The 23,632-nt window shown below is 57.1% G+C and carries 22 protein-coding genes; 5 read left to right on the forward strand and 17 right to left on the reverse strand.

Going from position 1 to position 23,632, the window contains the following annotated elements; translation table 11 throughout:
* Nucleotides 1-12: 12 nt before the first annotated feature.
* From H6973_11485 to H6973_11500, 4 genes are all read right to left on the reverse strand, one after another.
* Complete coding sequence (locus tag H6973_11485) at nt 13-1,356, reverse strand: DUF1015 domain-containing protein (GenBank protein ID MCP5126218.1); 1,344 nt, start codon at nt 1,354-1,356, stop codon at nt 13-15.
* Between the two features lie 22 nt (nt 1,357-1,378).
* Nucleotides 1,379-2,200: a carbon-nitrogen hydrolase family protein gene (locus tag H6973_11490; GenBank protein ID MCP5126219.1), complete on the reverse strand. Its 822-nt coding sequence runs from the start codon at nt 2,198-2,200 to the stop codon at nt 1,379-1,381.
* A 6-nt stretch (nt 2,201-2,206) separates the two neighbouring features.
* On the reverse strand, nt 2,207-5,932 hold the full coding sequence (locus H6973_11495) for a TIGR02099 family protein (GenBank protein MCP5126220.1): 3,726 nt from the start codon (nt 5,930-5,932) through the stop codon (nt 2,207-2,209).
* Between the two features lie 170 nt (nt 5,933-6,102).
* Nucleotides 6,103-6,441, reverse strand: a complete 339-nt coding sequence (locus tag H6973_11500) for a DUF1475 family protein (GenBank protein MCP5126221.1) — start codon at nt 6,439-6,441, stop codon at nt 6,103-6,105.
* Between the two features lie 112 nt (nt 6,442-6,553).
* Between H6973_11500 and H6973_11505 the strand changes: the two genes are divergently transcribed.
* The gene (locus tag H6973_11505) at nt 6,554-7,600 is read left to right on the forward strand and encodes a class I SAM-dependent methyltransferase (protein ID MCP5126222.1); all 1,047 of its coding nucleotides are present in this window, start codon (nt 6,554-6,556) and stop codon (nt 7,598-7,600) included.
* Here H6973_11505 and H6973_11510 read toward each other — a convergent pair.
* From H6973_11510 to H6973_11525, 4 genes are all read right to left on the reverse strand, one after another.
* Entirely contained in the window at nt 7,587-8,153 is a 567-nt protein-coding gene (locus H6973_11510; GenBank protein MCP5126223.1) for a cytochrome b, read from the reverse strand. The genes H6973_11505 and H6973_11510 overlap by 14 nt on opposite strands.
* 177 nt (nt 8,154-8,330) lie before the next feature.
* A complete protein-coding gene (locus H6973_11515) occupies nt 8,331-8,807 on the reverse strand; it encodes a Uma2 family endonuclease (GenBank protein ID MCP5126224.1) in 477 nt (158 codons plus the stop codon).
* Nucleotides 8,807-10,495 carry a DNA repair protein RecN gene (gene recN, locus H6973_11520; protein MCP5126225.1) on the reverse strand — a complete coding sequence of 563 codons (1,689 nt, stop codon included), beginning with the start codon at nt 10,493-10,495 and terminating at the stop codon, nt 8,807-8,809. The genes H6973_11515 and recN overlap by 1 nt, the downstream gene beginning before the upstream one ends.
* A gap of 12 nt (nt 10,496-10,507) precedes the next feature.
* Nucleotides 10,508-11,410, reverse strand: a complete 903-nt coding sequence (locus H6973_11525; GenBank protein ID MCP5126226.1) for an NAD(+) kinase — start codon at nt 11,408-11,410, stop codon at nt 10,508-10,510.
* Between the two features lie 312 nt (nt 11,411-11,722).
* Between H6973_11525 and H6973_11530 the strand changes: the two genes are divergently transcribed.
* Complete coding sequence (locus H6973_11530; GenBank protein ID MCP5126227.1) at nt 11,723-13,315, forward strand: PAS domain-containing protein; 1,593 nt, start codon at nt 11,723-11,725, stop codon at nt 13,313-13,315.
* 100 nt (nt 13,316-13,415) lie between these two features.
* On the opposite strand, the gene hflD is transcribed toward H6973_11530, so the two are convergent.
* The 3 genes from hflD to H6973_11545 all read right to left on the reverse strand — a co-directional run bounded on the left by hflD (nt 13,416) and on the right by H6973_11545 (nt 15,570).
* Nucleotides 13,416-14,033 carry a high frequency lysogenization protein HflD gene (gene hflD, locus H6973_11535; protein ID MCP5126228.1) on the reverse strand — a complete coding sequence of 206 codons (618 nt, stop codon included), beginning with the start codon at nt 14,031-14,033 and terminating at the stop codon, nt 13,416-13,418.
* Between the two features lie 33 nt (nt 14,034-14,066).
* Nucleotides 14,067-15,155: a tRNA 2-thiouridine(34) synthase MnmA gene (mnmA, locus tag H6973_11540; protein ID MCP5126229.1), complete on the reverse strand. Its 1,089-nt coding sequence runs from the start codon at nt 15,153-15,155 to the stop codon at nt 14,067-14,069.
* A 70-nt stretch (nt 15,156-15,225) separates the two neighbouring features.
* The gene (locus tag H6973_11545) at nt 15,226-15,570 is read right to left on the reverse strand and encodes a phasin family protein (GenBank protein MCP5126230.1); all 345 of its coding nucleotides are present in this window, start codon (nt 15,568-15,570) and stop codon (nt 15,226-15,228) included.
* A 182-nt stretch (nt 15,571-15,752) separates the two neighbouring features.
* Here H6973_11545 and H6973_11550 point away from each other — a divergent pair, with 182 nt between their 5' ends.
* The 3 genes from H6973_11550 to typA all read left to right on the forward strand — a co-directional run bounded on the left by H6973_11550 (nt 15,753) and on the right by typA (nt 19,738).
* Nucleotides 15,753-16,655, forward strand: a complete 903-nt coding sequence (locus H6973_11550) for a recombination-associated protein RdgC (protein MCP5126231.1) — start codon at nt 15,753-15,755, stop codon at nt 16,653-16,655.
* A gap of 138 nt (nt 16,656-16,793) precedes the next feature.
* Nucleotides 16,794-17,789 (forward strand): hypothetical protein, encoded by a 996-nt coding sequence (locus tag H6973_11555; GenBank protein ID MCP5126232.1) that lies wholly within the window; start codon nt 16,794-16,796, stop codon nt 17,787-17,789.
* Nucleotides 17,790-17,917: 128 nt separating this feature from the next.
* Nucleotides 17,918-19,738, forward strand: coding sequence for a translational GTPase TypA (gene typA, locus H6973_11560; protein MCP5126233.1), 1,821 nt, complete (start codon nt 17,918-17,920; stop codon nt 19,736-19,738).
* A 179-nt stretch (nt 19,739-19,917) separates the two neighbouring features.
* On the opposite strand, the gene H6973_11565 is transcribed toward typA, so the two are convergent.
* The 6 genes from H6973_11565 to H6973_11590 form a co-directional block, all read right to left on the reverse strand.
* On the reverse strand, nt 19,918-20,175 hold the full coding sequence (locus tag H6973_11565; protein MCP5126234.1) for a hypothetical protein: 258 nt from the start codon (nt 20,173-20,175) through the stop codon (nt 19,918-19,920).
* A gap of 11 nt (nt 20,176-20,186) precedes the next feature.
* Nucleotides 20,187-20,594: a hypothetical protein gene (locus H6973_11570; GenBank protein ID MCP5126235.1), complete on the reverse strand. Its 408-nt coding sequence runs from the start codon at nt 20,592-20,594 to the stop codon at nt 20,187-20,189.
* 127 nt (nt 20,595-20,721) lie between these two features.
* Entirely contained in the window at nt 20,722-21,321 is a 600-nt protein-coding gene (locus H6973_11575) for a hypothetical protein (GenBank protein MCP5126236.1), read from the reverse strand.
* A 72-nt stretch (nt 21,322-21,393) separates the two neighbouring features.
* Nucleotides 21,394-21,984: an LON peptidase substrate-binding domain-containing protein gene (locus H6973_11580; GenBank protein ID MCP5126237.1), complete on the reverse strand. Its 591-nt coding sequence runs from the start codon at nt 21,982-21,984 to the stop codon at nt 21,394-21,396.
* Between the two features lie 89 nt (nt 21,985-22,073).
* A complete protein-coding gene (locus H6973_11585; GenBank protein ID MCP5126238.1) occupies nt 22,074-22,832 on the reverse strand; it encodes an alpha/beta hydrolase in 759 nt (252 codons plus the stop codon).
* A gap of 13 nt (nt 22,833-22,845) precedes the next feature.
* Nucleotides 22,846-23,610 (reverse strand): NAD-dependent deacylase, encoded by a 765-nt coding sequence (locus H6973_11590; protein MCP5126239.1) that lies wholly within the window; start codon nt 23,608-23,610, stop codon nt 22,846-22,848.
* Nucleotides 23,611-23,632: the final 22 nt, after the last annotated feature.

Below are 23,632 nucleotides of genomic sequence, written 5' to 3' on the forward strand. Positions count from 1 at the left end.
GGGAATTCCCGTTTAAACAATGCGCCGGCATTCCAGATAAAACCGCTTCTCATCCGCTTCGCCCATCGAAAAGGTCTTTCTGGGCAGTGCGCCGTCGCGGATCACCGTGCGGAAAAAATCCGCCTTGGCCAAGGCTGGTAGATAGAAACCCAGGTTGCCGGGTTGCGCGCCCAACTGTTCCAGAGTGTTCTCACCGTGGATGTAGTCAATCCGGGCGTCAGGCCGATTTTCCAGATATTGATCGAGAACGGTTTGCAAACTGGCCACGGGCAAAGTGAGTCGTGGTCGCTCAATCATCAGAACGCCATGATGATCGTGGCTGGTGAAAGCCAGGGTATGGCAATCAGGCCGTTGCTCCATGGCTTGCCATGCCTGCCGGGCCGCTTCGCATGAGGGATAATCGATGACCGTCAGCGTCGAACCTTGTTTGGCGCAGAACGTCGCCATCGCTCCCAACAGGTGGTCTGGATTAATGTTAAACGCAACGCGATGAATCGCCTCAAACTCCAACCCCTCGTCATGCAGATTCACCAGTTCCACCAGCGCATGGCGGGCCGGATGATCCATGATGGCTGCCGGATCAGGCGCAGTGCGCTTGAGGTTTTCCCAGATCGTCTTGGCGGTGGCGAAGGAATGATTACCGTCGCCCATCGCGTACAGCATCACGGGTTCATCCACCACGCCATAGCGGTCATTGAATATCGCTGGATTCGCCAACCGCGCCAATTGCTCGACGACCCATTGAATCCCCATTGGATGATTCAGCCGCCCACCACGCACCCGACCGCTATCCAGCATCAACGGAACGTCATAGAGCATTTCCAGTGGTTCGGCGAACAACGGTTCAATAACGCTGCGTTCGGGATCGTCGATCAGCACCATGACATGCGGCAGTTCCAGCGGCGCATGTTCACGCACCCGCACGCGCGGCGGCAGACGCTCCAGAATGGTGCCCTCGGTAGGGCGAATCAGGGTCTTGGCGCCGGGAGTGAAGTCGTAATGCTCCAAATCCAAAGCGGCGATGAGTCCCCGGCGGGTCCGACCGTGCGCCGTCTCGCGTTCAATCCGCACCATTCCTGGCGCTTGGGGCTCTAACACGCCCTCAGCCAGATAGCGGCGCATGGTTTCGTGAATGGCAGCGATACGTTGCGTTTCGTCGGACGCGCCCAGATAAACCTCCGGCAGAATCAACCGTAAGGTCGAAGGCGCTTTGCCAACCAGCGCTTCGACTTGCGCCCAGTAATCCGGTTGCGAGGTGTATTGATCGCAGGCCACCACCGCCCACTCGGTGAGATCCACACCCGCACGGGGTAGCAGCAACCTGGGAACCTGGAGACCGATGGGTGTGAAATTCATGGATGGAGCCTCTTTAATCAACTCAATTGATATTCCAGGATCGATGTTCCAGCACCGGAAACTGCTGGCGAACGCTTTTCAGAAACGCCTGATCCAACTTGCCCAGCACTACGCCCGGTCCTCCGTATAACCGGTCGAGAATCAACCCCCAGGGATCGGCAATCAGACTGTCACCGAAGGTTTCACGGCCATTGCTATGCCGACCCCCCTGCGCCGAGGCGATGACATAGCACTGATTTTCAATGGCCCGCGCGCGCAGCAGGACTTCCCAATGAGCGGCGCCGGTTGCTGCGGTGAACGCAGCGGGTAAAGCCAAAATATCCATACCCTGCGCAGATAGGGCGCGAAATTGTTCGGGAAAACGTAAATCATAGCAGACCGCCAAACCCAGCCGGCCAAACGGCGTATCGGCAACCACATAGCGATCGCCTGGTTCAATCGTGGCTGATTCCGCATACCGCTCCGTGCTGTCGGGCACTTGCACATCGAACAGATGAACCTTGTCGTAACGGGCGACCTGACGACCTTGGTTATCGAACAGCAGGCAGGCGGCCTTGACCCGGTTTTCATCGCTCGTGCTGCGCAATGGAATCGTCCCGCCGACCAGCCAGAGGCGATGGCGAGCGGCCTGTTCCGCAAGAAAAGCCTGGATTGGTCCATCGCCTTCTGTTTCCCGCACCGCCAGCTTGTCGCTTTCCCGGCGACCCATCAGGGCAAAATTTTCCGGCAATACCGCCAACCGTGCGCCACGTTTGGCTGCTTCCGCCAGTAAATCGGCAGCCGCCGCCAGATTCGTAGAAACCTCTGCTTCGGAAATCATTTGAATAGCAGCCAGGATGGACATGGGCGATCACCTTGTTTCGTTGTCACTCGCGAACCCCTGCCGGGATGGGGAGGGCGGTGTTTCTATGGGTAACGGCTCCAGCACGGGATCGTCCCACGAGCCGGATAATCGGTACTGATAGCGGGTTGCCTGCTCAATACCTTTTTGCAACAATCGTTCAGCGACGAACATTGCCGCGCCAGCCACCGGTCCGCCCACAATCGCGCCCGCAATCGGTAGCGCACCGCCCAGTTGGGGCGTGACCGTGATCTGTTGATCATAATCCCGATTTTTCAAATCCACCCGGCCCTGAATTTTTATCCGCGCCGCTGGTGCTTCAATGTTCAGGTTATCGGTATGCGCCTGCCCTTGTTCGAAAGTAAATTCGCCACTGATCCGGTCGAAACTGGTGCCTGGCTGAAATAGATCGCTGAAGTCCAGGTTCAGGCGGCGATTGAGATTCTGGACGCTGAACAAACCAATCATGCGGCCCAGCCCAGGGTTGATTTCCAACAGTTGGCCAGGACCGACCTCGAAATTCAGCGTACCGGAAATCCGATCCAGCGCAAAATCCGGCAACGCCGCCGCCCATTCGGCGTCTAGTTGCGCCTGAGTTGGACCACGGGCGATACCGGATTCTGGGTAGCCAAATACCGCCAGACTTTCACCTAACGCCGGACTGCGCAGCGCGGCCTTGATCCGGGATGCCTGGTGACCATCGTTCCACCACCATGCGCCATCGGCGTCAATCTGCTGCTGTTCGGAATGCAATTCAATTCCCGATAACTGGATGCCATCAGGACGTGGTATGGCCGCCAGCCGCAACCGCCCCAGATGCTGATCGTCCATCTGTAAATCGGCGACCGTCAACGCCAGTGGCGGCAGTTGGCAGGGGTTTATGGTGGATTTCCGTCTGCCCTGCGAGGAGGCGCCATCCGTAGCGCGTTGGATCTGCAAGCGTTGTAACGCGACATTGATGGGGCGCGCTGGAGTGGGCTGATCCGGCAAGGTCGCCTGCCCGGACAAAGTCGCACTGTTGAGTTCAATCTGCAATTCCCTGGAAGAACGGCGGGCATGGATCGTCATTTCCCTGAAAGACTGATCGGCGACCATGAATGCATCAATTTGCGCATCCAGACTGCGCACCAGCGCTAATGCATTGGGTGTAGATTCCTGAGCGCTTAGCCGTTCGCACGGATTGTTCCGAAATCCCCCCCGACCCCCCTTTGCCAAAGAGGGGGGGCGAACGCTTGTGTTGCTGCGATTTTCCGGCGGGTTGGAAGAGGGCGCTTTAGCCGGAGTGGCCCAGGACCAGCGTGGCAACTCAGCGACGATCGCCAGACCGGATTCACTGGGAAGTTGCGCGGCGCCAGCGCCAATCCGCAACTCACCCCGTTCAAATTGGGGTGTGTCCAGTAGACTGCTTAACTCCAACGCCGCTCGCACTTCGGGTTCGTACTCCAGCGCCACGCCCCAGCGGTTCCGATCGGTCGGCTGCACGGCGATTCGCAGGGGACGGGACTCGCTCGCCGTCTTGCCCAGTGGCGGGGGCCAGTCGATAGCGACTCCACGCAGGTCCGAACTCAACTCCAGGGAGAATGCAGACTCTTGTTCCCGGCGATGGGTCGGAACCGTCAGCGCAGCTTTCCAGTCGCTGGCGCCGGTAATTTGGGATTCCAGATCCGCTGCGGCAGACGAACCGATCAATGCCGGCAATCCCAGTTTTCCCAACACCTGTGTCCGCAATTCACGACGCCCCTCACGGTCCGCCAGATCCAGATCGAGCCGAATCGCTTCGCCGCGCCATAATGCCTGAATATCTCTGGCTTCCAGACTGCTTTCTGTAAAACGCGCCTCACCGTGTAATCGACTCAGTTCAACTTTCCAGGCGGGTAAACTGATATCATTGTCCAGTAATTCCACGCGCCCCCGCGTCTGACTTGGGCGTCCATCGGTTGGCAGGGTCAATTCAAGATCGAGCGTACTGGCGCCGCTGATTTGCAAATCCGGCAGATCCTCGTTCAGTTCACGACCGAAAGGACTTTCCCGAAGCGCCCGCCACATGCTGGCGCCGGGACCCTTGACTTGTCCTTCAACCTCTACGACGACTCGGGAAAGATCATCAATCCGGGTCGTAGTTTTTTGCATCTCGCCATCCAGTAATCGGCCGCTGCGGGCTTCGACGGTCAGTCCCCGGTTGCGGAAGCGCGCCTCGGCCTGCAGCCGTTCCAGGCGCGGCCAACCCGGCGCATAGTCCAGTACGGCGTCTTCAACCTGGAAACCGGTTTCAAACAGTCCTTCATCCTGATCAAAGGGAAAGGCGGCGGGCGGTCCTCGAAAAACCAGATCGCCGGTCGTGACCCGGCCATCGATCAGCGCCCGATCCAGCCAGGCGATGCCTTTTGGCGGAATCACCGCAACTGGCAGATAACGCCAGGCTTGTTTGACTTGTACGTCGTGATAATGGCCCTGGATATCCAACAATGGTTTGCCCGTGTCGGGAACGGTGACGCTGCCCCAAAATTGGCCATTGAGATCGGCATTGGCTAATTGGAGGCCGGCGCTTTCCACTTGTAGACCTTCGGCGGAACGACGCCAGTCGACGGTTCCGCTGAGGGTATCGAGGGTAATGGGCGCACGCAGCAGGCCCGCGGTGTCCACCTGGATCGTGCGGCAGTTCAGCTCAATCCGGCCCTGCTCTGGAGTGAGCGTCAGCCGTCCGGCGATATTGTCGAAGCCGGGCAGTCCGTGGGTTGAACTCACGTTTATCCCTTGCAGAACGGCAGTTACCCGGTAGGCTCCAGTGGCCGGTTCGCGGCGTAGCGTGATTTCCGGCAACTCGCCTTGCGGGTTGAGCGGCGTCAACCATTGACGGGCCGATTCGTTTAACCAGGGCATCACCCAGGTCAAGGCGTTCTCCGCTCGTAGGCGCTGAATGACCACTTGCCATCCAGTCCCGTTCTGCATGGCCTCGAACTCGGTGGGCGTGAACGCCTGACCGGCCTGATCCTCGAAATGGATTTTCCCCTGCAATCGCCAGTTTCTTTCAGCTGTCGCCTCCCTGGTGGGCGTCTGTTCGACAGTCAACTCCAGTTGCTTGCCCAGATTCGCCGGCAAGTCGGCGGTCACAGCTAGCCGACGTCCACGCGCTGTCTCCTGGAGACGCAGGTAGGGATGCAGCAGTTGCCAAGTGAAACCGTCGGATCGTTGTAGAGTTAATTGTTCACCGATAATCTCCAGCTGTGGCAGCTCAAACAGCCATCGAACGACGTCTGGCAGTGAGGAGCCATCCTGGTCTGAATGAGTGCGGGTATTGAATAGTCCGGGTGTTCCATCCGGTCTCTGTTCCAGCGTTAAAATACCGCCTTCCAGGCGGATGCGCCCAACGATGGGCTGCCATTCGCGCAAGGAGCGCCACAAGTTCAGGGTAATGGCTGCTTGTTTGAAATGTGCCAGGGTCGCATCCTGCCCAGGATCGTCCAGGCTGACTCCCCGTAACCCGAGCGCTAGGCGCCAGCCATCCAGGGTTGCGGTGACGGCCTCGATGCGCACCGGTATATGCAACGCATCGCCCAGCGCGCTGGCTAGGTCATCACGATAATCATTCAGACGCGGCAATACCCACCACTGACCGAATGCCGCCAGAAGTAATAGCGGCAACAACAGAGTGAGCAATAGCCGACGGGTCCAGCGCAAAGTCCAGCGTGTGCGACTGGTGGGTGTAAGAAGGGTATTTCGAAAAAGCTGTCTCATGCGCTCTTCGGAACAAATTCGGCAATCAAAGAGTTTTATGCAGAACCCTATCTCGAAATCTGCAAAAATCTGCAAAATTTTGCAAACAGTCTGGGCGGTTTGCAAATATAATGTATAATTATTGTCTAATATTTTTTAGACAAGTCTTTTATTCATGCCGCTATTGTTGCTTATCGCCGGTCGCCGGAACGGGAAGGCAGAAACAGTTCTGACCAGTGCCGAACCTGGCAGGTCCGACATAGCAAGTACGCCAGCGTGACCACATTGCCCAGCAGGAATAGAGCAATGATCCACACGACTGCCCGCCAGCGAACCGGCTCCACCAGCCACAACCAGACCGCAATGAAGAGCAGGCCAATACCCAGGTCAATCAGGGTGACGATGCCCCAGGGATCGGTGATCAGATGGCGCAATCCGGCCAGTGCATGGCTGTGGTTGCTGGCGACCAGAATCGCTGTCGCCAGCAGGCCCAGCAGGATTCCGCAAATAATGACGACAAAACGCAGCATGGAAATTTCCGAGGCGATGAAAGGAGCTTTTCAACAAGACCACAGCGGCGGCGGGAAGTGCGTTTATTGGCATCCTGTGAATGTTCGAGTGGTTGTTGAGTAGAGGTTGCCGATGCTCAAAACCGCGATTGATCTCATAGAACAGGGTTATATCCCCGACGGGTTGATCCGCATTGGGATTCGGCGCCTGTTGGGTGAACGGTTGCGCATGGGCAAGGCGATAGGCGATGGGCAAGCGCGGGAAACCGACGCGCTCCGGTTAGAGACTGAGTTGCACAAAAGTCCAATCGCCCGGCGTACGACCCCAGCCAATGAACAACATTACGAAGCGCCTGTCGGCTTTTTTCAGAAAATCCTGGGGCCGCGCTTGAAATACAGCGCCTGCTGGTGGCCTGATGAAGTGAAGGATCTGGAAACCGCCGGAGCCGCGATGCTGGCTTTGACTTGCGAACGCGCGGAGTTGGACTTTGATCAAGACATTCTGGAACTAGGCTGCGGTTGGGGATCGCTTACTCTGTGGTTGGCGGAGTTTTATCCCGATTCGCGCATCATGGCGGTGTCCAACTCGAACTCGCAGCGGGAATTTATCGAGGCGCGCTGCCGGGAACGCGGTTTCGACAACGTGCAGGTCATTACCGCCGACATGAACGATTTTTCCACCGACCGGCGTTTCGATCGGGTGCTGTCGGTCGAGATGTTCGAACACATGCGCAACTCTCAGGAATTGATGGCGCGCATCCACGCTTGGTTAAAACCGAGCGGGAAACTGTTCGTACATATTTGCACTCATCGCGCTGTAGCCTATCCCTGCAAGATCGAGGGCGAGAACAACTGGATGGGACGCTACTTCTTCACCGGAGGACTGATGCCGTCCCGTGACTTGTTGCCGCGTTTCCAAGGCGACCTCCACTTGGAGGAGGATTGGCATTTCAACGGTCGCCACTATCAACGCACATTGGAAGCCTGGCGGGTGAACCAGGATCGGCATCGGGAGGAGATTCTCGGTCTATTCCGGGAAACCTATGGCGTTGATGAAGCCGAGCGCTGGTTTCAGCGCTGGCGGGTGTTCTTCATGGCCTATGCGGAACTGTTTGGTTATCGCAAGGGCGAAGAATGGGGCGTGTCGCATTACCGGTTTGGCAAGATCAAGACCGCCTGAACGGCAACATGCGGTTCAGAAAACCATCCTTGTCGAACCAGTGGTGCTTGAGGCCAATGCCGACATGCCAGGCGATGAATACGATGGCGGCGTAGCCCAGGACAATGTGCGCCGCCATCATCGTGGTCGCCAGCCCACCCTGTTTGCCGATGGGATTGGGCAGGTCGTACAGACCCAACAGCTTGACCCCGAATCCCCCCGCCATCACGAACAGATAACCGCTGATGGGCAACAGAAACATGCACCAGTAGAGCCGGACTTCATTCCAGTGGGAGAACGCCTGTTCCGCCGGCGACAGGGTTGGCGCCCAGTCGGGCAGGGGAGTGGTTTTCCGCCAGATCAGCCGCGCCAGCGCTAAGACCAACAGCGCCAGACCGATAGACTTATGCCAGTTGTAGAAGTCGCCCTGGGTCAAGCTCAGCAACGTCTTGTCCCTTGCCAGGTGGGTCATGATCGCCGCGCTGACATATTGCCAGAGGAACAGGGCGACGACGGACCAATGCAGGAAACGGGTGACCGAGCCATAGTGCGTTGCGGAGTTCTTGAAGGGCATAGCGGAATCCTCGGCTTGTCTGTCCGTAAGCATTACCTCCCCCCTTTGAAAAAGGGGGGTCGGGGGGGATTTCACATGGTCGCTGGGGCTAGAATCCCCCCTAGCCCCCCTTTGCCAAAGGGGGGGACTGAACGGTTACGTCTGTCCAGGCGTAGCAATAAACGATGAGCCTGCTTTTTACAAATCAACTCTAACCGGAAAATCCGGCGCAAGCACTGATTTTTCCAGCGGTCCGCTCGGCGCGTAAAACTGCATATTCCCATCCTCGTCGCAGGTCCAGCATTCCAGCGCCCCCTGGTTGAAATACAGGGTGATTTTCTCGCTGATTTCCCGTTTCGAGTTGCTGGATGAAATTACTTCAACGCAGATTTCCGGGGCAATGGAGCATTCATCTTCTTCCCGGACGATCTGGAAGCGTTCCGGGGAAATCCAAGCGACGTCAGCGGCTTTCGTGCCTTTAGGCGTTGCGATTGCGCATTCAGGCAAAGTTCGACCATGAGGCAGCAGGAAGCGCAGCCGATATTCGATTTCTCCCTGAAACGCCGAGTGATAAACCTTGACTGGAGACATGACTACCTGTCCGTATTCATTCAATTCAATTTTAAACGGCAGATTGCGTAGATGCGTATCCGCACAGACTTCTTGCCAGTTCATCAGAGTTCCCCGTCTATCGTCGATACAGTCGCTTTCTCCACCATCTCCTGCGCATGGGCTATGGTATTCGCCGTCAACTCCAACCCGCCGAGCATCCGGGCGATTTCCGTGATTCGTTCGTCGGTCTCCAAAGGCATCACCTGCGTGTGGGTATTCTCGCCATCCGTCCGCTTTTCCACCTTGAGTTGCTGATGGGCCTGCGCCGCGACTTGCGGCAGATGGGTCACGCACAGCACCTGCCGGTTGCCGCCCAGAGTGCGCAATTGCCGGCCCACGACTTCCGCCACACCGCCGCCGATGCCGGTATCCACTTCATCAAAAATCAGCGTCGGGATGCGCGCGGCGCGGGCGGTGATCACCTGAATAGCCAGGCTGATGCGCGACAATTCGCCACCGGACACGACTTTGGACAAGGGCCGCAAGGGTTGCCCTGGATTGGCGCTGACCAAAAACTCCACCGTCTCCATGCCGCTTACCGTGGGTTTTTCCAGTCGCTCCAGCGTGATGCTGAAACGTCCCCCCGGCATCCCTAAACCCGCCAGCGCCAGCGAAACCCGCTCACTGAGTTCCCACGCTGCCGCTGCCCGCCGCTCGCTCAACCGGTCGGCGGATTCCTGATAGGTGGCTCGCGCTGCTTTCACCGCCTGCTGTAGCTCATCCAGCCGGGTTTCGCTATGCTCCAACCCATCCAGTTCGGTCTCAAACCGCACCCGCAACGCAGGCAATTCACCGGCATCGGCGCGATGTTTGCGCGCTAATTGGTGGGCAGCGTTCAACCGCTGGTCAATCTGCGCCAGATGTCCGGGATCAAGGTCCAGCGCCTGCACATAACTGCGCAACTCACCGCTGGCCTCCTGCACCTGGATTAAAGCGGCATTCAACAGTTCGCCTACCGGGGCGAGTCGATCATCCAGCCGGCTCAGCGTCTCCAGTTCTCGCAAACTTTGATTCAGCCGGTCAGCGACTGCATCCTCATCGCTCTCGCTCAGCCAGATCAGTAGGCGCTGGCCGGTCTCCAGCAATTGACTGGCATGGGCTAACCGTTTCTGCTCGGCTTCCAGTTCCGCAACCTCGCCCTCGGCCAGATTCAGCGCCGCTAGCTCCCGCAGGTGATAACGCAGAATATCCAGCCGGGCGTCGCGTTCCTGACTGGCCTGGCGCAAATCGCGCCATTCCTGGCGCAACCGGCTCCAGTCCCGGTAATGCTCTGCAACTTCGGTGACTAAATTCGTATTGCCTGCGTAGTCATCCAGCAATTGCCGCTGCGCTTCGCGCCGCAACAGCGACTGGTGTTCATGCTGGCCGTGGATATCCACCAGGCGCTCGCCCAGCTCCCGCAACGCCTGGGCCGGTTGCGGAACGCCATTGATGTAGTTGCGGGAACGTCCATTGCGGGTTACTACCCGGCGCAGATGGCATTCCCCGGCCTCATTCAGATCGCGCTCCGCCAGCCAGGCCCGCGCGGTCGGCAGGGCGTCAAGATCGAACACGGCGCTGATGTCCGTCCGCTCCGCGCCATGCCGGATTACGCCGCTGTCCGCCCGGTCGCCCAGCAATAAACCAATCGCGTCCACCAGAATGGATTTGCCGGCCCCGGTTTCCCCGGTTACAGCGGTCATGCCCGCCGCCAGTTCCAGCTCCAGTTCCTCAACAATAGCGAAATCGCGAACGCGCAACTGGGTCAGCATGACGGCGCAAGTTCAGATGAACGGCGACGCTTCCGGACTCAGGCCCCAGCGCAGCTTGGCCCGCAGCAACTTGAAGTAGTCATGGTTAACCGGATGCAGCAGCCTGACCTTATGCGCCTTCTTACGAATCACTACGCGGTCGCCGGGTTCAATCGCCAGACTGACCTGCCCGTCGCAGGTAATTTGCGACTGGGTGGTCGTCGCCGCGTTGAGTACGACTTCGATGCTGCTGTCGGCGCTGACCACGATCGGGCGATGGGTCAGGGTGTGTGGGCAAATCGGCACTAGCACCACGGCTTCCAGACCGGGATAGATGATCGGCCCGCCGCCCGCCAGCGCGTAGGCGGTAGAGCCGGTCGGGGTGGAAATAATCAGCCCATCGGCATGATAGGCATTCAGAAAACGACTGTCGAGAAAGGTATCCACTTCGATCATACGCGCCACTTCGCACTTGTGAACGACCACATCATTCAGCGCGTCGGCTTCGCCGGTCACCTGACCATTGCGCAATACCTGAGCATGCAGGATTAAACGACGCGCTTCACGGAATTCGCCGTTCAGCACTTCGTCTAGCCGATGTGGAAGTTCGCCCGGCGACATATCGGCCAGAAAGCCCAGCCGACCCAGGTTGATGCCCAGGATCGGCGTTTCGTAATCGACCAGCGAACGAGCAGCGTTCAGCATGGTGCCGTCGCCGCCCATGACAATGACCAAATCGCATTGTTCACCAATTGCTTCCCGGCTAGCGACCTCCAGATCGTGATTGGGAATCAAACGGGCTGAACTGTCATCGAGCAGCACCCGCAACTGGTGCCGCTGCAAATGAGCAGCGATTTGATGGAGGGTACCGGCAACATTCGGGTCGCCGAATTTGCCAATCAGGCCAATGGTGTGGAAAACCGGAGTGGAGGACATGATTCCGTACTGAGATGGTGAATGCGAACAACTTATCATTTTAGGCGAAAACGCGCCAATTCGCCGAAGCTTCGGCTGGATTGCCGAACCTCTCAATTTCCAGCGAGAGGCAGCGCTTAATTAAAGCGACAAAAAAAGTCGGAATTTCTCCAAAAACTTGCTAATGTTATAATGATATCTTGAAGCTTACGAACTAGGCAGCGGCTTCTCTCGGGATGTTGTAAAGAAAATCCCGCATGATTTTCAAGGATTGGGGAAATCGCCTTTTGATTACTACGAATGCCTTTAAAGAGTAACTAATGGATTGTAACCATGCGCACTAATCTTCCCGTCACTAATAAAGAACATATTCTTGAAGAGAACGCCACTCTGGTTTCCACTACTGACCTTAAGAGCCTGATTACTTACGCTAATCCAGCTTTTATCGAGATTAGTGGTTTTAGCGAAGAGGAGCTTATCGGCGCGCCGCACAACCTTGTGCGTCATCCAGACATGCCGCTGGAAGCGTTTGCCGATTTGTGGGCGACCATCGAATCAGGGCGGTCATGGACCGCACTGGTCAAAAACCGCTGCAAGAACGGGGATTATTACTGGGTAAAAGCCAATGTGACCCCCATTATCGAACAAGGTAAGCCCATAGGTTACATGTCCGTCCGCGTCAAGCCTACGCGCGACGAAGTAACCGCAGCCAGCGCGCTCTACCAGAATATACGAAGCGGTCAAAGCCGTTACGGCCTACGTAACGGCTTGGTCATCCGCAAGGGTCTGCTGGGCAAATTGAATTTCTGGAGGTCCGTCGGCATGCATACGCGCATCTGGATCGCGATGCTGTTGATGGCGGCTGCGATCATCGGGATTCGATCCGTCAGCCTGCTTTGGGTGCAAGCCGATTTCCCGGTGACCGGCTTCGATTGGCGCCAACTCCTGATATTGATTGCGACCTGTGTGGGCGTAGGAGGACTGCTCGGTGCCTGGTTGTCGCGTACGCTGGTTCGACCCCTGGAGGCTATCCTGGATTTTGCCCGGCGCATCGCCAGCGGAGACTTGGGCGGACGCATAAGCACTACCCGTAGCGATGAAATCGGGCGCATCCTGCGGGTTCTCAATCAAACTAATGTCAATCTCCTGGGGATTGTGGGGGATGTCCGTTCCCAGGCGCAGGAGATCCACAGCGAAATTGAACAAATTTCTTCTGGCATTAGCGAATTGTCTGCCCGGACAGAATCCCAGGCATCCAGTCTTGAAGAGACCGCTGCCAGTATGGAACAAATCCACGCCACCGTACAGCAAACCGCGGATCTAGCCCAGCAAGCCAATCAATTAACGGTGAACGCCTCGGCGGTTGCCGAGCGTAGTGGAGAAGTTGTCGGCCAAGTCGCCGCCAATATGGCCGATATTGACGCCAGCTCCAAAAAAATTGCCGATATTATCAGCGTGATTGATGACATCGCTTTTCAAACCAACATTCTGGCGTTGAACGCGGCGGTCGAGGCGGCCCGCGCCGGGGAACAGGGTCGGGGATTTGCCGTCGTCGCTGGCGAAGTGCGCAATCTAGCGCAGAAAACTGCGGTCGCTGCCAAGGAAATTAAAAATCTGATTTCAGATTCGCTGCGCAAGGTCGAATCCGGCGCCAAACTGTCCGGCGATGCCAGCGGCACGATGGAGGAAGTCGTGGTTGCCGTTAAGCGGGTATCCACCATCATGAGCGAAATCAATCAAGCCACCCGCGAACAGGCCGCGGGCATCGGGCAGATTAACGAAGCGGCCATGCAGATCGACCGCGTCACCCAGGAAAACGCGGCTTTTGCTGAAAGAATTACCGCCGCAGCCGGGCAATTGACGCTTCGGGCCAACGCCCTGACAGGCGCGGTGAATGTTTTCAAGACAGCCTCGGGACAAGGCTGAGCGATCTGGCAAATACGAGGGATTATCATCATGACTCTGGGTAACACTGACCCCAACAAGAATCAGTCCTTATGGGCGAGCGTGGAGCAATTTTACCCATTCACTTCAGCTCGGCGAGCAACAATCGGGTTTCGCGCAACAGAACATTGCGTCGCAGCAGCAGGCCAAGTCGGGTGCCGCCGCTTTGCCGCCAAAGAATCGCTGCCCGGATCCCTGCCAGCAGCAACGCCCGAATTCGATTGGCGTTTTCCGGATTGTTCAGGTGAATCTGCGCGCCGCTGACCATGATGCGGCGCGACAGGGTGCTGATTGTTTGCAAATAAAGCTCCGCAAATCGGGCAATCGTGTTGCTGTGCGTAACCGGAAAATGCGCCAGATTGCGATTAATGTCCTGAATGCCTGCGCCAATCACATCCAGCAGGTCTTTGCGCCGCGCCAGGATGCGCTCCAAGCTTAACAAGGTCAGCACGTAACGAGTTAACTCCTTGTCCCGCGGATTATGGAGCTGTTCCTCTAGCAGGCGCAGACCCGAATGAAGTCGGGTCACGCCGCCGTACACGTCCTCGCTGCTGGAGGAATCCACCTGGAGCAGACTGCTCATACAGGTCTCGAAATCGTCGGCGTTGACTTGACCCCGCTGCGCAACGTTGCGCACGAGATCAACGGCTTGCATCACGCCGGCCAGGGCGATGACGCGATCATGATCGGTTTTGGGCATAAGTTTCGGTGATGAGTTGTAAAGAGAACGCGATCAATTGTAGCCGGTCTCGATGATTCCGCCGCCCAGGCATTCCTCATTCTGATAAAACACCACTGACTGCCCCGGAGTGATCGCCCGTTGCGGTTCAGTGAAACGGACTTCGGCGCGGTCTTTCTCCAACGTTTCCAGCACACAAAGCTGATCCGGCTGACGGTAGCGAATTTTAGCCATGCAGGTGAGCGGCAGCGTAGGCGGCTCGCCGGCGATCCAGTGCAGTGGCGAGGCGCGCAACCGGCGATGAAACAAGGCCGGGTGATTGTGACCCTGGGCAACGATCAGGATATTATGTTCCAGATCCTTTCCCGTCACATACCACGGTTCGCCGCTGCCCTGACGTTGTCCACCGATTCCTAATCCCTGGCGCTGGCCAATGGTGTGGAACATCAGGCCGGCATGCTCGCCGATCGGTTGACCATCCACCGTCTGAATCTGCCCAGGTTGGGCGGGCAAATAACGGTTTAGAAATTCCCGGAACCGGCGCTCGCCAATGAAGCAGATGCCGGTGCTATCTTTTTTGGCGTGAGTGACCAGCCCGGCGACCGCAGCCCGTTCCCGCACTTCGGATTTCAGCAGATCGCCGACAGGGAACCAGGCGCTGGCCAATTGCTGCTGATCGAGTCCGTAAAGGAAATAACTTTGATCCTTACCTGGATCGCGACCCTTGAGCAGGCGCTGACCGCCGTCTTGTTCGATGCGCCGAACATAGTGGCCAGTGGCGATGGCATCTGCGCCCAGGTGACGAGCATGGTTAAGAAAAGCCCGAAATTTGATTTCGGTGTTGCATAGAATATCCGGGTTCGGCGTCCGGCCCCGGCGATATTCCTCCAGGAAGTAGCGAAACACCCGTTCCTGATATTCAGCGGTGAAGTTGACCGTGTGCAGCGGGATGTCCAGAGTCTCGCACACAACCTGGGCGTCATCCAGGTCCTCGGCGGCGGCGCAATAACCCGCTTCAAAGGAGTCCTCCCAGTTTTTCATGAACACGCCATGGACTTCGTATCCCTGTTCAACGAGCAACAGGGCGGCTACCGAAGAATCCACCCCGCCGGACAAACCGACGACGATTCGGGTTTTAGACATGGGAAGGGGAAAAGAGAATCAGCTTCTCCGCTAGGACAGGCAGAGCGCCCGTCCTACCGGGTTCAGCGCATCATGATTTGCCCGGCGGCAGGCTTTCCTTAACCAGCTTGTCAAATTCAGCCTTGAAGCGTCCCATCATATCGCCCAGCGCTTTAGTGTCTTCCATGAACTTCTGATTCAGACTGGAGATCGTCTCGGCTTGACTGGTCAGAAAAGTCTGTAAACTGGCCGGATCGCTGATCTCGGCGGCGGCTTTCATCCGCGTCATAGCCATATCGACATACGATTGCAAAGCGCTCATCTGGAAATTGACCAGCGCTTCCAAATTGGCGGCGGATAACCTGTTGGCTTTGATGACGGGACTCAGAAAATTTTGATACTGCTCGGACATTTTGGCCAACATATCGTTACTCATCTTGATTTCTCCCAGGAATTGTCGATCACAGCGAATTGTGCGGTCGCAGCATAACGCGATTTTTGCTGCAGTGCAATATAGCACTCTGAGTTTTCGTCATGCGAAACCGCCGAGGCCCGTCCGCTTGGCGATAACCAGACATTCGCGGATAATTGGCGCTTTCGCGAACCCGGATGCTTTTCATGTGGTTTAAAAATCTTAGCCTGTTTCGACTAATTGAGCCGTTGCCCCTGACGATTGAAGCGTTAGCGGCTCAGTTGGAGCGGCGCGCTTTTCAACCCTGTCCGAGCCATCAACCCAGTACATTCGGCTGGACGCCGCCTCTGGGCCGCAAGGCCCGCGATCATGCGCATGCTGTGGCGGGACGCTGGTTGATTTGCTTGCGCACTGAGGAAAAGGTTTTGCCCCCGATCGTGGTGAATCAGGCGCTGGCGGAACGCATCGCTTTGATTGAAGATGAACAGCGGCGACCCGTGCGGCGGCGAGAAAAACTGGATCTGCGTGATCAACTGGTTCAGGAACTGCTGCCGCGCGCCCTTACCCGTAGCCGGTTCAGTTATGCTTACTTGGATTTGGCGGCAGGATGGTTGATCGTGGACAGCGCCAGTCCGCGCGGGGTAGAAGAAGTCACCGGAACCTTGCGCGAAACGCTGGGTTCCCTACCCATCGCGCCGCTTAAAGTCCAGCAATCGCCAGCCGCAGTGATGACCGCCTGGTTGGTGGAAAGCTCGGCGCCAAACGGATTTGCCTTGGGCGATATTTGTGAATTGCGCGAGGGGGGTGAAACCGGCGGCGTGGTGCGTTGCCGGGGTCAGGACTTGACCAGCGATGAAATCCATGCCCACCTGGAAGCCGGCAAGCTGGTGACGCAGCTCGGCTTGATCTGGAGTGATCGACTGGCGTTTGTGCTGGATGAGGGACTGATCCTGCGGCGCCTGCAATTTCTCGACGTGGTGCGCGAGTCTTTATCGGAAACTGCGACCGATTCCCTGGAAGCCGTGTTTGACGCAGAATTTGCATTAATGACCGGAGAACTCGCACTCTTGCTGCCTCGGCTGCTAGAGTTATTCGGAGGCGAGGCATGACGGGAAGCGCCGCTTGGTTTCCAGGGTGGAATCGATGGATGACGGCAAAGGCTTATCTTATTTAAAGGTTTGGACGGACGACCCATGAGCAGTTGGCAAATTATTAGTATAATTATGTTATTAGGAATCGCTGCGGTCATGGGTGGCGGGGGTTGGCTATTGTTGCGCTACAGTCGGCAGCGGAAACAAATGATCGAAGAGCGGTTGTCAGCCATTAAGCGGGCGGCGGCGGAAAAGGCGGCGGCGGAAAAGGCGGCGGCGGAAAAGGCGGCGGCACACAGCGCGGCGCTTGCGCGGGCGGCGGCAGAGCGGTTGGCGGCAAAACGAGCGGCGGTCGAGAAGGCTGTCGCCGAGAAGGCGGCGGCAGAGAAAGCGGCGGTTGAACAAGCTATTGCCGAGTGGGCCGCCGCCGAGCAGGCCGAGGCTGAACGGGCGCGTCAGCAAAAAGTCAGTAATAATCGCGAGGAGACTGAAGCCAATGAGGAGCGATTGCGCGCTGTCGAAGATGCTATTGCGGAATGGGTTGAAGCCGAGCATGAGGGCAAACAACTGGCTGCTTCCAAGCCAGGTCAATCGCCCGCCAAGACCGTTAGCCAGGTCGAGGCGGTGCATGAACAGGTGCGCGCTACCGCCGAACGTGTTGAAAAAGAAGTCCATGATCTGGAATTCATCAAAAACCGCATCGAAGCCGATGTGGATTTCCTGCCGATTGAATTTCAGCAAACCATTGATGACTGGAAAGCCGGAAAAATTCTCCGCCGCAACACTTTTGATGATCTGAAACTGAAATTTCGCTATAAGGCGTATTCGATTGAAGATGGCTATGAAATGTTTTATTTGTATAATGAGTGGTTGAGCCAGCAGCGTCAAAAACTGCGGGTATTCATCCGCTTGCTAGGTACGGAAGTCGAAAAATCGGAAAGCATTCAGGCGGCGATCGAGCAAGCGGAACGCAAAGAGCGGGAGAAGTACCTGGAAATGGATGTTGATGTGATTTTCACGCTGCGCGATATTCGCGCCATCCTCGAAAAACTGATTGGCATGGAGACCATTCTCAAGGACCTGGAAGGCGTGTGCCGTAAAAGATCAGAGCAGATTATCTCGCCATCCTGGGAGGCGCGAGGGTCGTTATAGGTTCAAGGCAGTTCGCAAACAATATACTGATCTCCGCCTTGCTGGCGTAGTAAAGCAAATGTTGCGCCGCATTCTTCGCTATAATGCCGCCTCCGATCTGGCCTGATAGCCCTCAGTGTGATTAAACAGTGATTGAAAAACTTCGCAATATCGCCATTATCGCCCACGTTGACCACGGCAAAACCACACTGGTGGATAAGCTGCTCCAACAGTCCGGCGCTCTTAATAACCGCGCCGCTGCCGCCGAGCGAGTCATGGATTCCAATGACCTGGAAAAGGAGCGAGGCATTACCATTCTCGCCAAAAACACTGCGCTTTACTGGCGGGACTACCACATCAATATCGTCGATACCCCCGGCCATGCCGACTTTGGCGGCGAAGTCGAGCGCGTATTGTCCATGGTCGATTCCGTGCTATTGCTGGTCGATGCGGTGGACGGGCCGATGCCGCAAACCCGTTTTGTCACGCAGAAAGCCTTTGCGATGGGCTTCCGGCCAATCGTGGTTATCAACAAGATCGACCGGCCCGGTTCGCGCGCACATTGGGTGTTGGACCGCACCTTCGACCTGTTCGACCGCCTGGGCGCGACCGACGAACAACTGGACTTCCCGGTTATCTACGCCTCGGCGCTGCACGGTTACGCTGGACTGGACGACAGCGTGCGCTCCGGCAACATGGATCCGCTGTTTGGAACCATTGTCGCCCACGTTTCGCCGCCAGCAGTCGATCCCGCCGGAACTTTCCAGTTGCAGGTCAGTTCCCTGGACTATAACAGCTATGTCGGCGTCATCGGCATTGGCCGCATTCGCCGGGGCAAAGTCAAAACCAACACGCCGGTGGTTATCCTGGACCGGCATGGCAATCGCCGCAATGGTCGGGTGCTGCAAATCCTCGGCTTTCAGGGCTTGGAGCGCATCGAATTCCCCGAGGCGTCCGCCGGCGATATCATCGCTTTCACCGGCATTGATGGCCTGGGCATCTCCGACGTATTGTGCGATCCCAGCGCCGTTGAATCCCTGCCACTGCTCAAGGTCGATGAACCGACCATGAGCATGACCTTCCAGGTCAACACCTCGCCGTTCGCCGGGCGCGAGGGCAAGTATGTCACCAGTCGCCAACTGCGCGAACGGCTCCAGCGGGAACTCATTCATAACGTGGCCTTGCGCATCGAAGACAGCGACGATCCCGACAAATTCAAGGTCTCCGGGCGCGGCGAATTGCACCTGTCGATTCTGATTGAGAACATGCGCCGCGAGGGTTACGAACTGGCCGTCTCGCGCCCGGAAGTCATCATTCGCGAGATCGACGGCGAAGCCTGCGAACCCTACGAGCAACTCACGGTAGACGTTGAGGAACAACATCAGGGCGCCATCATGGAGAAGCTCGGCGAGCGGCGCGGCGAACTGCTGGACATGCAACCCGACGGCAAGGGGCGGGTGCGCTTGGATTACCTGATTCCGGCGCGCGGCCTGATCGGATTTCAGACCGAATTCCTGACCGCTACTTCCGGCACGGGGCTGATTTACCACGTCTTTGACCGTTACGGGCCAGCGAAAAAAGGTGCGATCGGCGCGCGGCTAAACGGCGTGCTGATTGCCAACGCGACCGGCAAGGCGTTGGCTTATGCATTGTTTAACCTCCAGGAGCGCGGACGGATGATGGTCGGTCCCGGTGACGAGGTTTACGAAGGCATGGTGGTCGGCATTCACTCCCGCGACAACGATTTGGTGGTCAACCCGCTCAAGGCCAAGCAACTGACCAACATCCGCGCCGCTGGCTCTGATGAAAACATCCTGCTGACTCCGCCAGTGCGCATGAGCCTGGAACAAGCGCTGGAGTTCATCGACGACGATGAACTGGTTGAGGTCACGCCAAAATCCATTCGGGTGCGCAAGAAGCTATTGCTGGAGCATGAACGCAAACGCGCATCACGCCGGCAGGGCGATTAGGACAGCGCGTGTGGGAGACAAGCGGTAAGGAATTTCCATATCCGCAGCGGGCCGTCGAGTATCGAGCTCGCTCCACGCCAAATGTTGCAGTACCTCAGTGTTCGCTGAGCACACGGCTTTGTCCTGTAATCAACATACACCCCTTCCTCATACCCAGGAAGGGGAGATTCGCATTAACATCAATAGCGGTTGCGCCGCTGTTGCCGCCGTTCCTCTTCCTTGTTGCGGCCATAGATATTGCCGGCTACCGCGCCAGCCGCGCCGCCGATAATGGCGCCGACTCCAGCATCGCCGCCGGTCAATCCGCTGATGATAGCGCCGCCTGCTGCGCCCATGGTTGCGCCGCTCAGAGTGCTCTGTTCAGTAGGCGTCATATTGGTGCAGCCCACGCTGAGGGCAAATGCGGGGACCGCTAGTAGATAAGCTATTTTTTTCATTAACCTGATCCTCATTTCATCCTGGAGGAGGCAATCTTGGGTTCGACCATTTCAAACCAGATCACTTCAAAGATGGGGCGCTGTTGCTGATCGGGGTTGGCCTGGTAATAAGCATCTACGGTTTTCATAATCTGCCGCAGCGTCATGCCGTCCAGGGACTCAACCAGCTTTGCGACGGTCGTGCGATGCTTGGGATTTGGGCCGGTCAACTGATATTCGACCATCGCCATATTCAGGATGCCCAGCAGATAGGCCATTTTTTCCCGTTCGGTTGCAGTCGGCCATTCTTTTCCGCCGGGAAACGGGAGTTCCTTGACCGGGTTAGCATAGGCTGAGGCCACGGCGGGTTCAGTCGCCTGGACTGGAGTCCAGACCGCCAGACTGGCGATCAGACCCAGAGTTAGAATTGATTTCTTCATAAACACCTTCTTAAAATAAATGCAGGGATCAACAAAAATTTTCGGTGACAGGAGACTACGAGAGCTTGGCATTAACCGCACACGAGCTTTGAGGTTCTCGATCGATGCAGATATGAATATCCACTCTTCAAGTTTCGGACTGATCAGCGCGGCGTGCTTGCCAATGGCTGTGCCACCAACTCCAGAGCAGGTAAGCAGCAATCGCTGTGATGCCGGTATAGATCAGCATCGGGGCGATGTTCTGCATGAGCACCATAAAGACCGCTCCAATGCCGAGAAAAAGAGCAACGATGCATAATCGCCAGTTGAAATAGATGCCGGCCAGAAAGGTTGTCAAGGTGACGGTGAGCATCAGCAGGAAGCTTGCCTGACGGTCGTCAAGAGTATCCATGAAGCCTTCGGCGGTGGCGACAAAAACCAGTTGCATCAAAAGCAGCAAGCCTCCCCAATGCAGGATCTGCCGTAAAATCAGCAGGGTGTGGGCCTTGATAGTCGATTCGACATGCGGCCATTGGGTAATGATGCAAATTAACCCAAAGACCGGAATCAGGCCATACCAGTACCAGCGACTGCCTTGCGCATCGATATCGGTATAGGCAGCGCCGAACCAGGCCAGCGCAATCATCAGGTAAAAGCCAACATCCCTGAGACGAAACAGCCGTCGTAACAAGCTGGGTCGATGGGGGGCGGCATCGGCTGCTGGAGTCAGGTTGAGTTCTTCTGGCATGATGTCTTCCTGGCCTGGGTTCGAGTTTTTGGGAAGGCTATGAGGATAATATAACAGTCAACACGACGAATTTCAGGCGGTGCGCTGTTCCTGGAAAATGCCCAGTAGAATGTCCAGCCGTTGCCGAGGATTGGTCATCTCCAGCAAGCCCTGGCGGATTTGCAGCGGCAACGGCAACAATTCCGCCAATCGGTTGCCCACCCACGCGGCATCCTCCCAATTCGGAATCAGGAACCGCTTATGGGAGACCAACGCCTCGCTTTCCAGCAAATCGCGCAAGACGCGAACCAGTGGTTCGTGCGCGGATAGAAGCGATTGCTGCGGGTCATCCGGCAGCCATCGAATCTGGCCCAGCAACAGTTGATCGGGTTGCACGCGATGGCCCACTATGCGAAAGCGTTGCACGCCGAGGCAGGTAATGCCGAGCAACCCATCATCCAGTGGGTCAAAATCGACGATGCGCGCCAAAGCGCCAACCGGATGAATACTGACCGGTTGAGCACCCGCTTCATTGCCTTGATGGATGGTGACAACGCCAAACCCGGCATCGGCGCGCAGACAGGCGCTCACCATGTCCAGATAGCGCGTCTCGAAAATCCGCAAGGGCAAAACGCCGCCGGGAAACAGCACGGCATTCAGCGGAAACAGCGGCATTTCCTGGATGGCAAGCATGGTTTGATTATCCTGGACTTGGTTCATCGCCCCAAAGTGGCAAAAGTTTTAGGTGGTCAATCCGGTTCCCGATGAGAGGATCATTCCAGCATTTCTCCCAGAGTGCGCGTGAGTAGCCTTAAGTCCGGTTCCCGCGACAGGGTATGCTCTCCATCCTTGACCAGAATCAGCCGTACATCGGAACTGGTCAATTTCTCCGCGATTTGTAGACTGGTGCGCCACGGCGCATCGGCGTCGCCCATGCCATGAATCAGGCGCACCGGGCAAGAGACCGGCAGTTCGGTTCGATTCAGCAGCCGATGCTGGGCTGCTTCCTCGATCAGGCGCATAGCGATAATGTAAGGTTCGCCATAGGGCGAGGGTAAACTAATTACTCGTTCGCACCGCAAGCGTTCGCGTAGCGGTTCATCCAGGCGCTCCCACAACAGGTATTCGGTGAAATCCGCCGCGCAGGCCAGGCCCAATAATCCAGCGATGCGTTCGGGCCGCTCCATCGCCGCCAACAGCATGATCCAGGCCCCCATTGAGGAACCTACCAGGATTTGTGGACCTTCGGTCAATTGATCCAGCACGGTCAAGGCTTCATGGGTCCAACGGCCAATCGTGCCGTTGGCGAAGGAGCCGCTGGAAGCGCCATGACCGGTGTAGTCGAAGCGTACAAACGCCTGGCCTCGGCCTTGGCACCAGCGTTCCAGCGTCGTGGCTTTAATACCGGTCATGTCCGAAGTGAAGCCGCCTAGAAAGAGGATACCGGGCACAGCGCCCAGACTGCGATGGTAGGCGAGCGCGTCGCCGCTGGCCAGGGTCAAGCGATTGGGCGGAGAGGGAAAGATATGCATGGAGATCATTTTGTTATAGATTATGGATTCGCTGTTTTCCCCAAGTCTGCGCGACCAGCATGGGCAGGATGACGCCGGAGGCTCCATTCAGACTGAACGTCACATAAGAACTCAGTGGCGTCGGCTGTGGATTGATTTCCACCACGGTTGCGCCGGCTTTCAAGGCGGCTAACGGCAGATTGGCGGCAGGATAGACCAGCGCCGAGGTGCCGATGCTGAAAAAGAGGTCCGCATGGGCGGCGGCTTGTTCTGCGGCCCGCAGCGCTGCTTCCGGTAAACTCTCCCCAAACCAGACCACGTCCGGTCGCAGCAGTCCTCCGCAACGGGGACAACGCGGCGGAATGTCGTCGCTGTCCGGCCAGCTTTCTACGGGACGATCTTCGTTAAAACACTTGGCGCGGAACAGATTGCCGTGCAGTTCCAATACCTGATGACTGCCGGCCCGCCGATGCAGGCCGTCCACATTCTGGGTAATCAAGGTGAATTCAGCAATGTGGCGCTCCATATCGACCAGCGCCAAATGACCGGCATTCGGCTCAGCTTGGCGCACCCGATCCTGCCGCCAGGCATACCATTCCCAGACCAGCTTGGGATCATGCTGGAAGGCTTCGGGCGTGGCCAGTTCCTCGGGATTATAGCGCGCCCACAGCCCGGTTTGAGCCTCGCGGAAAGTGGGAACGCCGCTCTCTGCGGAAATGCCCGCGCCCGTCAACACGGTGATGCGTTGGGCGGCGCGCAGGTGGGTGATGAGTTCGCCGGGAATCAATAATTCGCTCATGACGGTGGGAATCTCCGGGTGA

This window comes from Gammaproteobacteria bacterium (assembly GCA_024235095.1).
Classification (GTDB): domain Bacteria; phylum Pseudomonadota; class Gammaproteobacteria; order Competibacterales; family Competibacteraceae; genus UBA2383.

Coding starts and splice junctions, on each gene's coding strand:
- H6973_11515 (MCP5126224.1), bottom strand. CDS start 8,807: ATGAACTGGCAAGAAGTCTGTGCGGATACGCATCTACGCAATCTGCCG.
- H6973_11565 (MCP5126234.1), bottom strand. CDS start 20,175: ATGAAAAAAATAGCTTATCTACTAGCGGTCCCCGCATTTGCCCTCAGC.
- H6973_11525 (MCP5126226.1), bottom strand. CDS start 11,410: ATGTCCTCCACTCCGGTTTTCCACACCATTGGCCTGATTGGCAAATTC.
- hflD (MCP5126228.1), bottom strand. CDS start 14,033: ATGCCCAAAACCGATCATGATCGCGTCATCGCCCTGGCCGGCGTGATG.
- H6973_11555 (MCP5126232.1), top strand. CDS start 16,794: ATGGGTGGCGGGGGTTGGCTATTGTTGCGCTACAGTCGGCAGCGGAAA.
- H6973_11585 (MCP5126238.1), bottom strand. CDS start 22,832: ATGCATATCTTTCCCTCTCCGCCCAATCGCTTGACCCTGGCCAGCGGC.
- H6973_11530 (MCP5126227.1), top strand. CDS start 11,723: ATGCGCACTAATCTTCCCGTCACTAATAAAGAACATATTCTTGAAGAG.
- H6973_11505 (MCP5126222.1), top strand. CDS start 6,554: ATGCTCAAAACCGCGATTGATCTCATAGAACAGGGTTATATCCCCGAC.
- H6973_11510 (MCP5126223.1), bottom strand. CDS start 8,153: ATGCCCTTCAAGAACTCCGCAACGCACTATGGCTCGGTCACCCGTTTC.
- H6973_11550 (MCP5126231.1), top strand. CDS start 15,753: ATGTGGTTTAAAAATCTTAGCCTGTTTCGACTAATTGAGCCGTTGCCC.
- H6973_11500 (MCP5126221.1), bottom strand. CDS start 6,441: ATGCTGCGTTTTGTCGTCATTATTTGCGGAATCCTGCTGGGCCTGCTG.
- H6973_11545 (MCP5126230.1), bottom strand. CDS start 15,570: ATGAGTAACGATATGTTGGCCAAAATGTCCGAGCAGTATCAAAATTTT.
- recN (MCP5126225.1), bottom strand. CDS start 10,495: ATGCTGACCCAGTTGCGCGTTCGCGATTTCGCTATTGTTGAGGAACTG.
- mnmA (MCP5126229.1), bottom strand. CDS start 15,155: ATGTCTAAAACCCGAATCGTCGTCGGTTTGTCCGGCGGGGTGGATTCT.
- H6973_11590 (MCP5126239.1), bottom strand. CDS start 23,610: ATGAGCGAATTATTGATTCCCGGCGAACTCATCACCCACCTGCGCGCC.
- H6973_11575 (MCP5126236.1), bottom strand. CDS start 21,321: ATGCCAGAAGAACTCAACCTGACTCCAGCAGCCGATGCCGCCCCCCAT.
- H6973_11570 (MCP5126235.1), bottom strand. CDS start 20,594: ATGAAGAAATCAATTCTAACTCTGGGTCTGATCGCCAGTCTGGCGGTC.
- H6973_11485 (MCP5126218.1), bottom strand. CDS start 1,356: ATGAATTTCACACCCATCGGTCTCCAGGTTCCCAGGTTGCTGCTACCC.
- H6973_11495 (MCP5126220.1), bottom strand. CDS start 5,932: ATGAGACAGCTTTTTCGAAATACCCTTCTTACACCCACCAGTCGCACA.
- H6973_11490 (MCP5126219.1), bottom strand. CDS start 2,200: ATGTCCATCCTGGCTGCTATTCAAATGATTTCCGAAGCAGAGGTTTCT.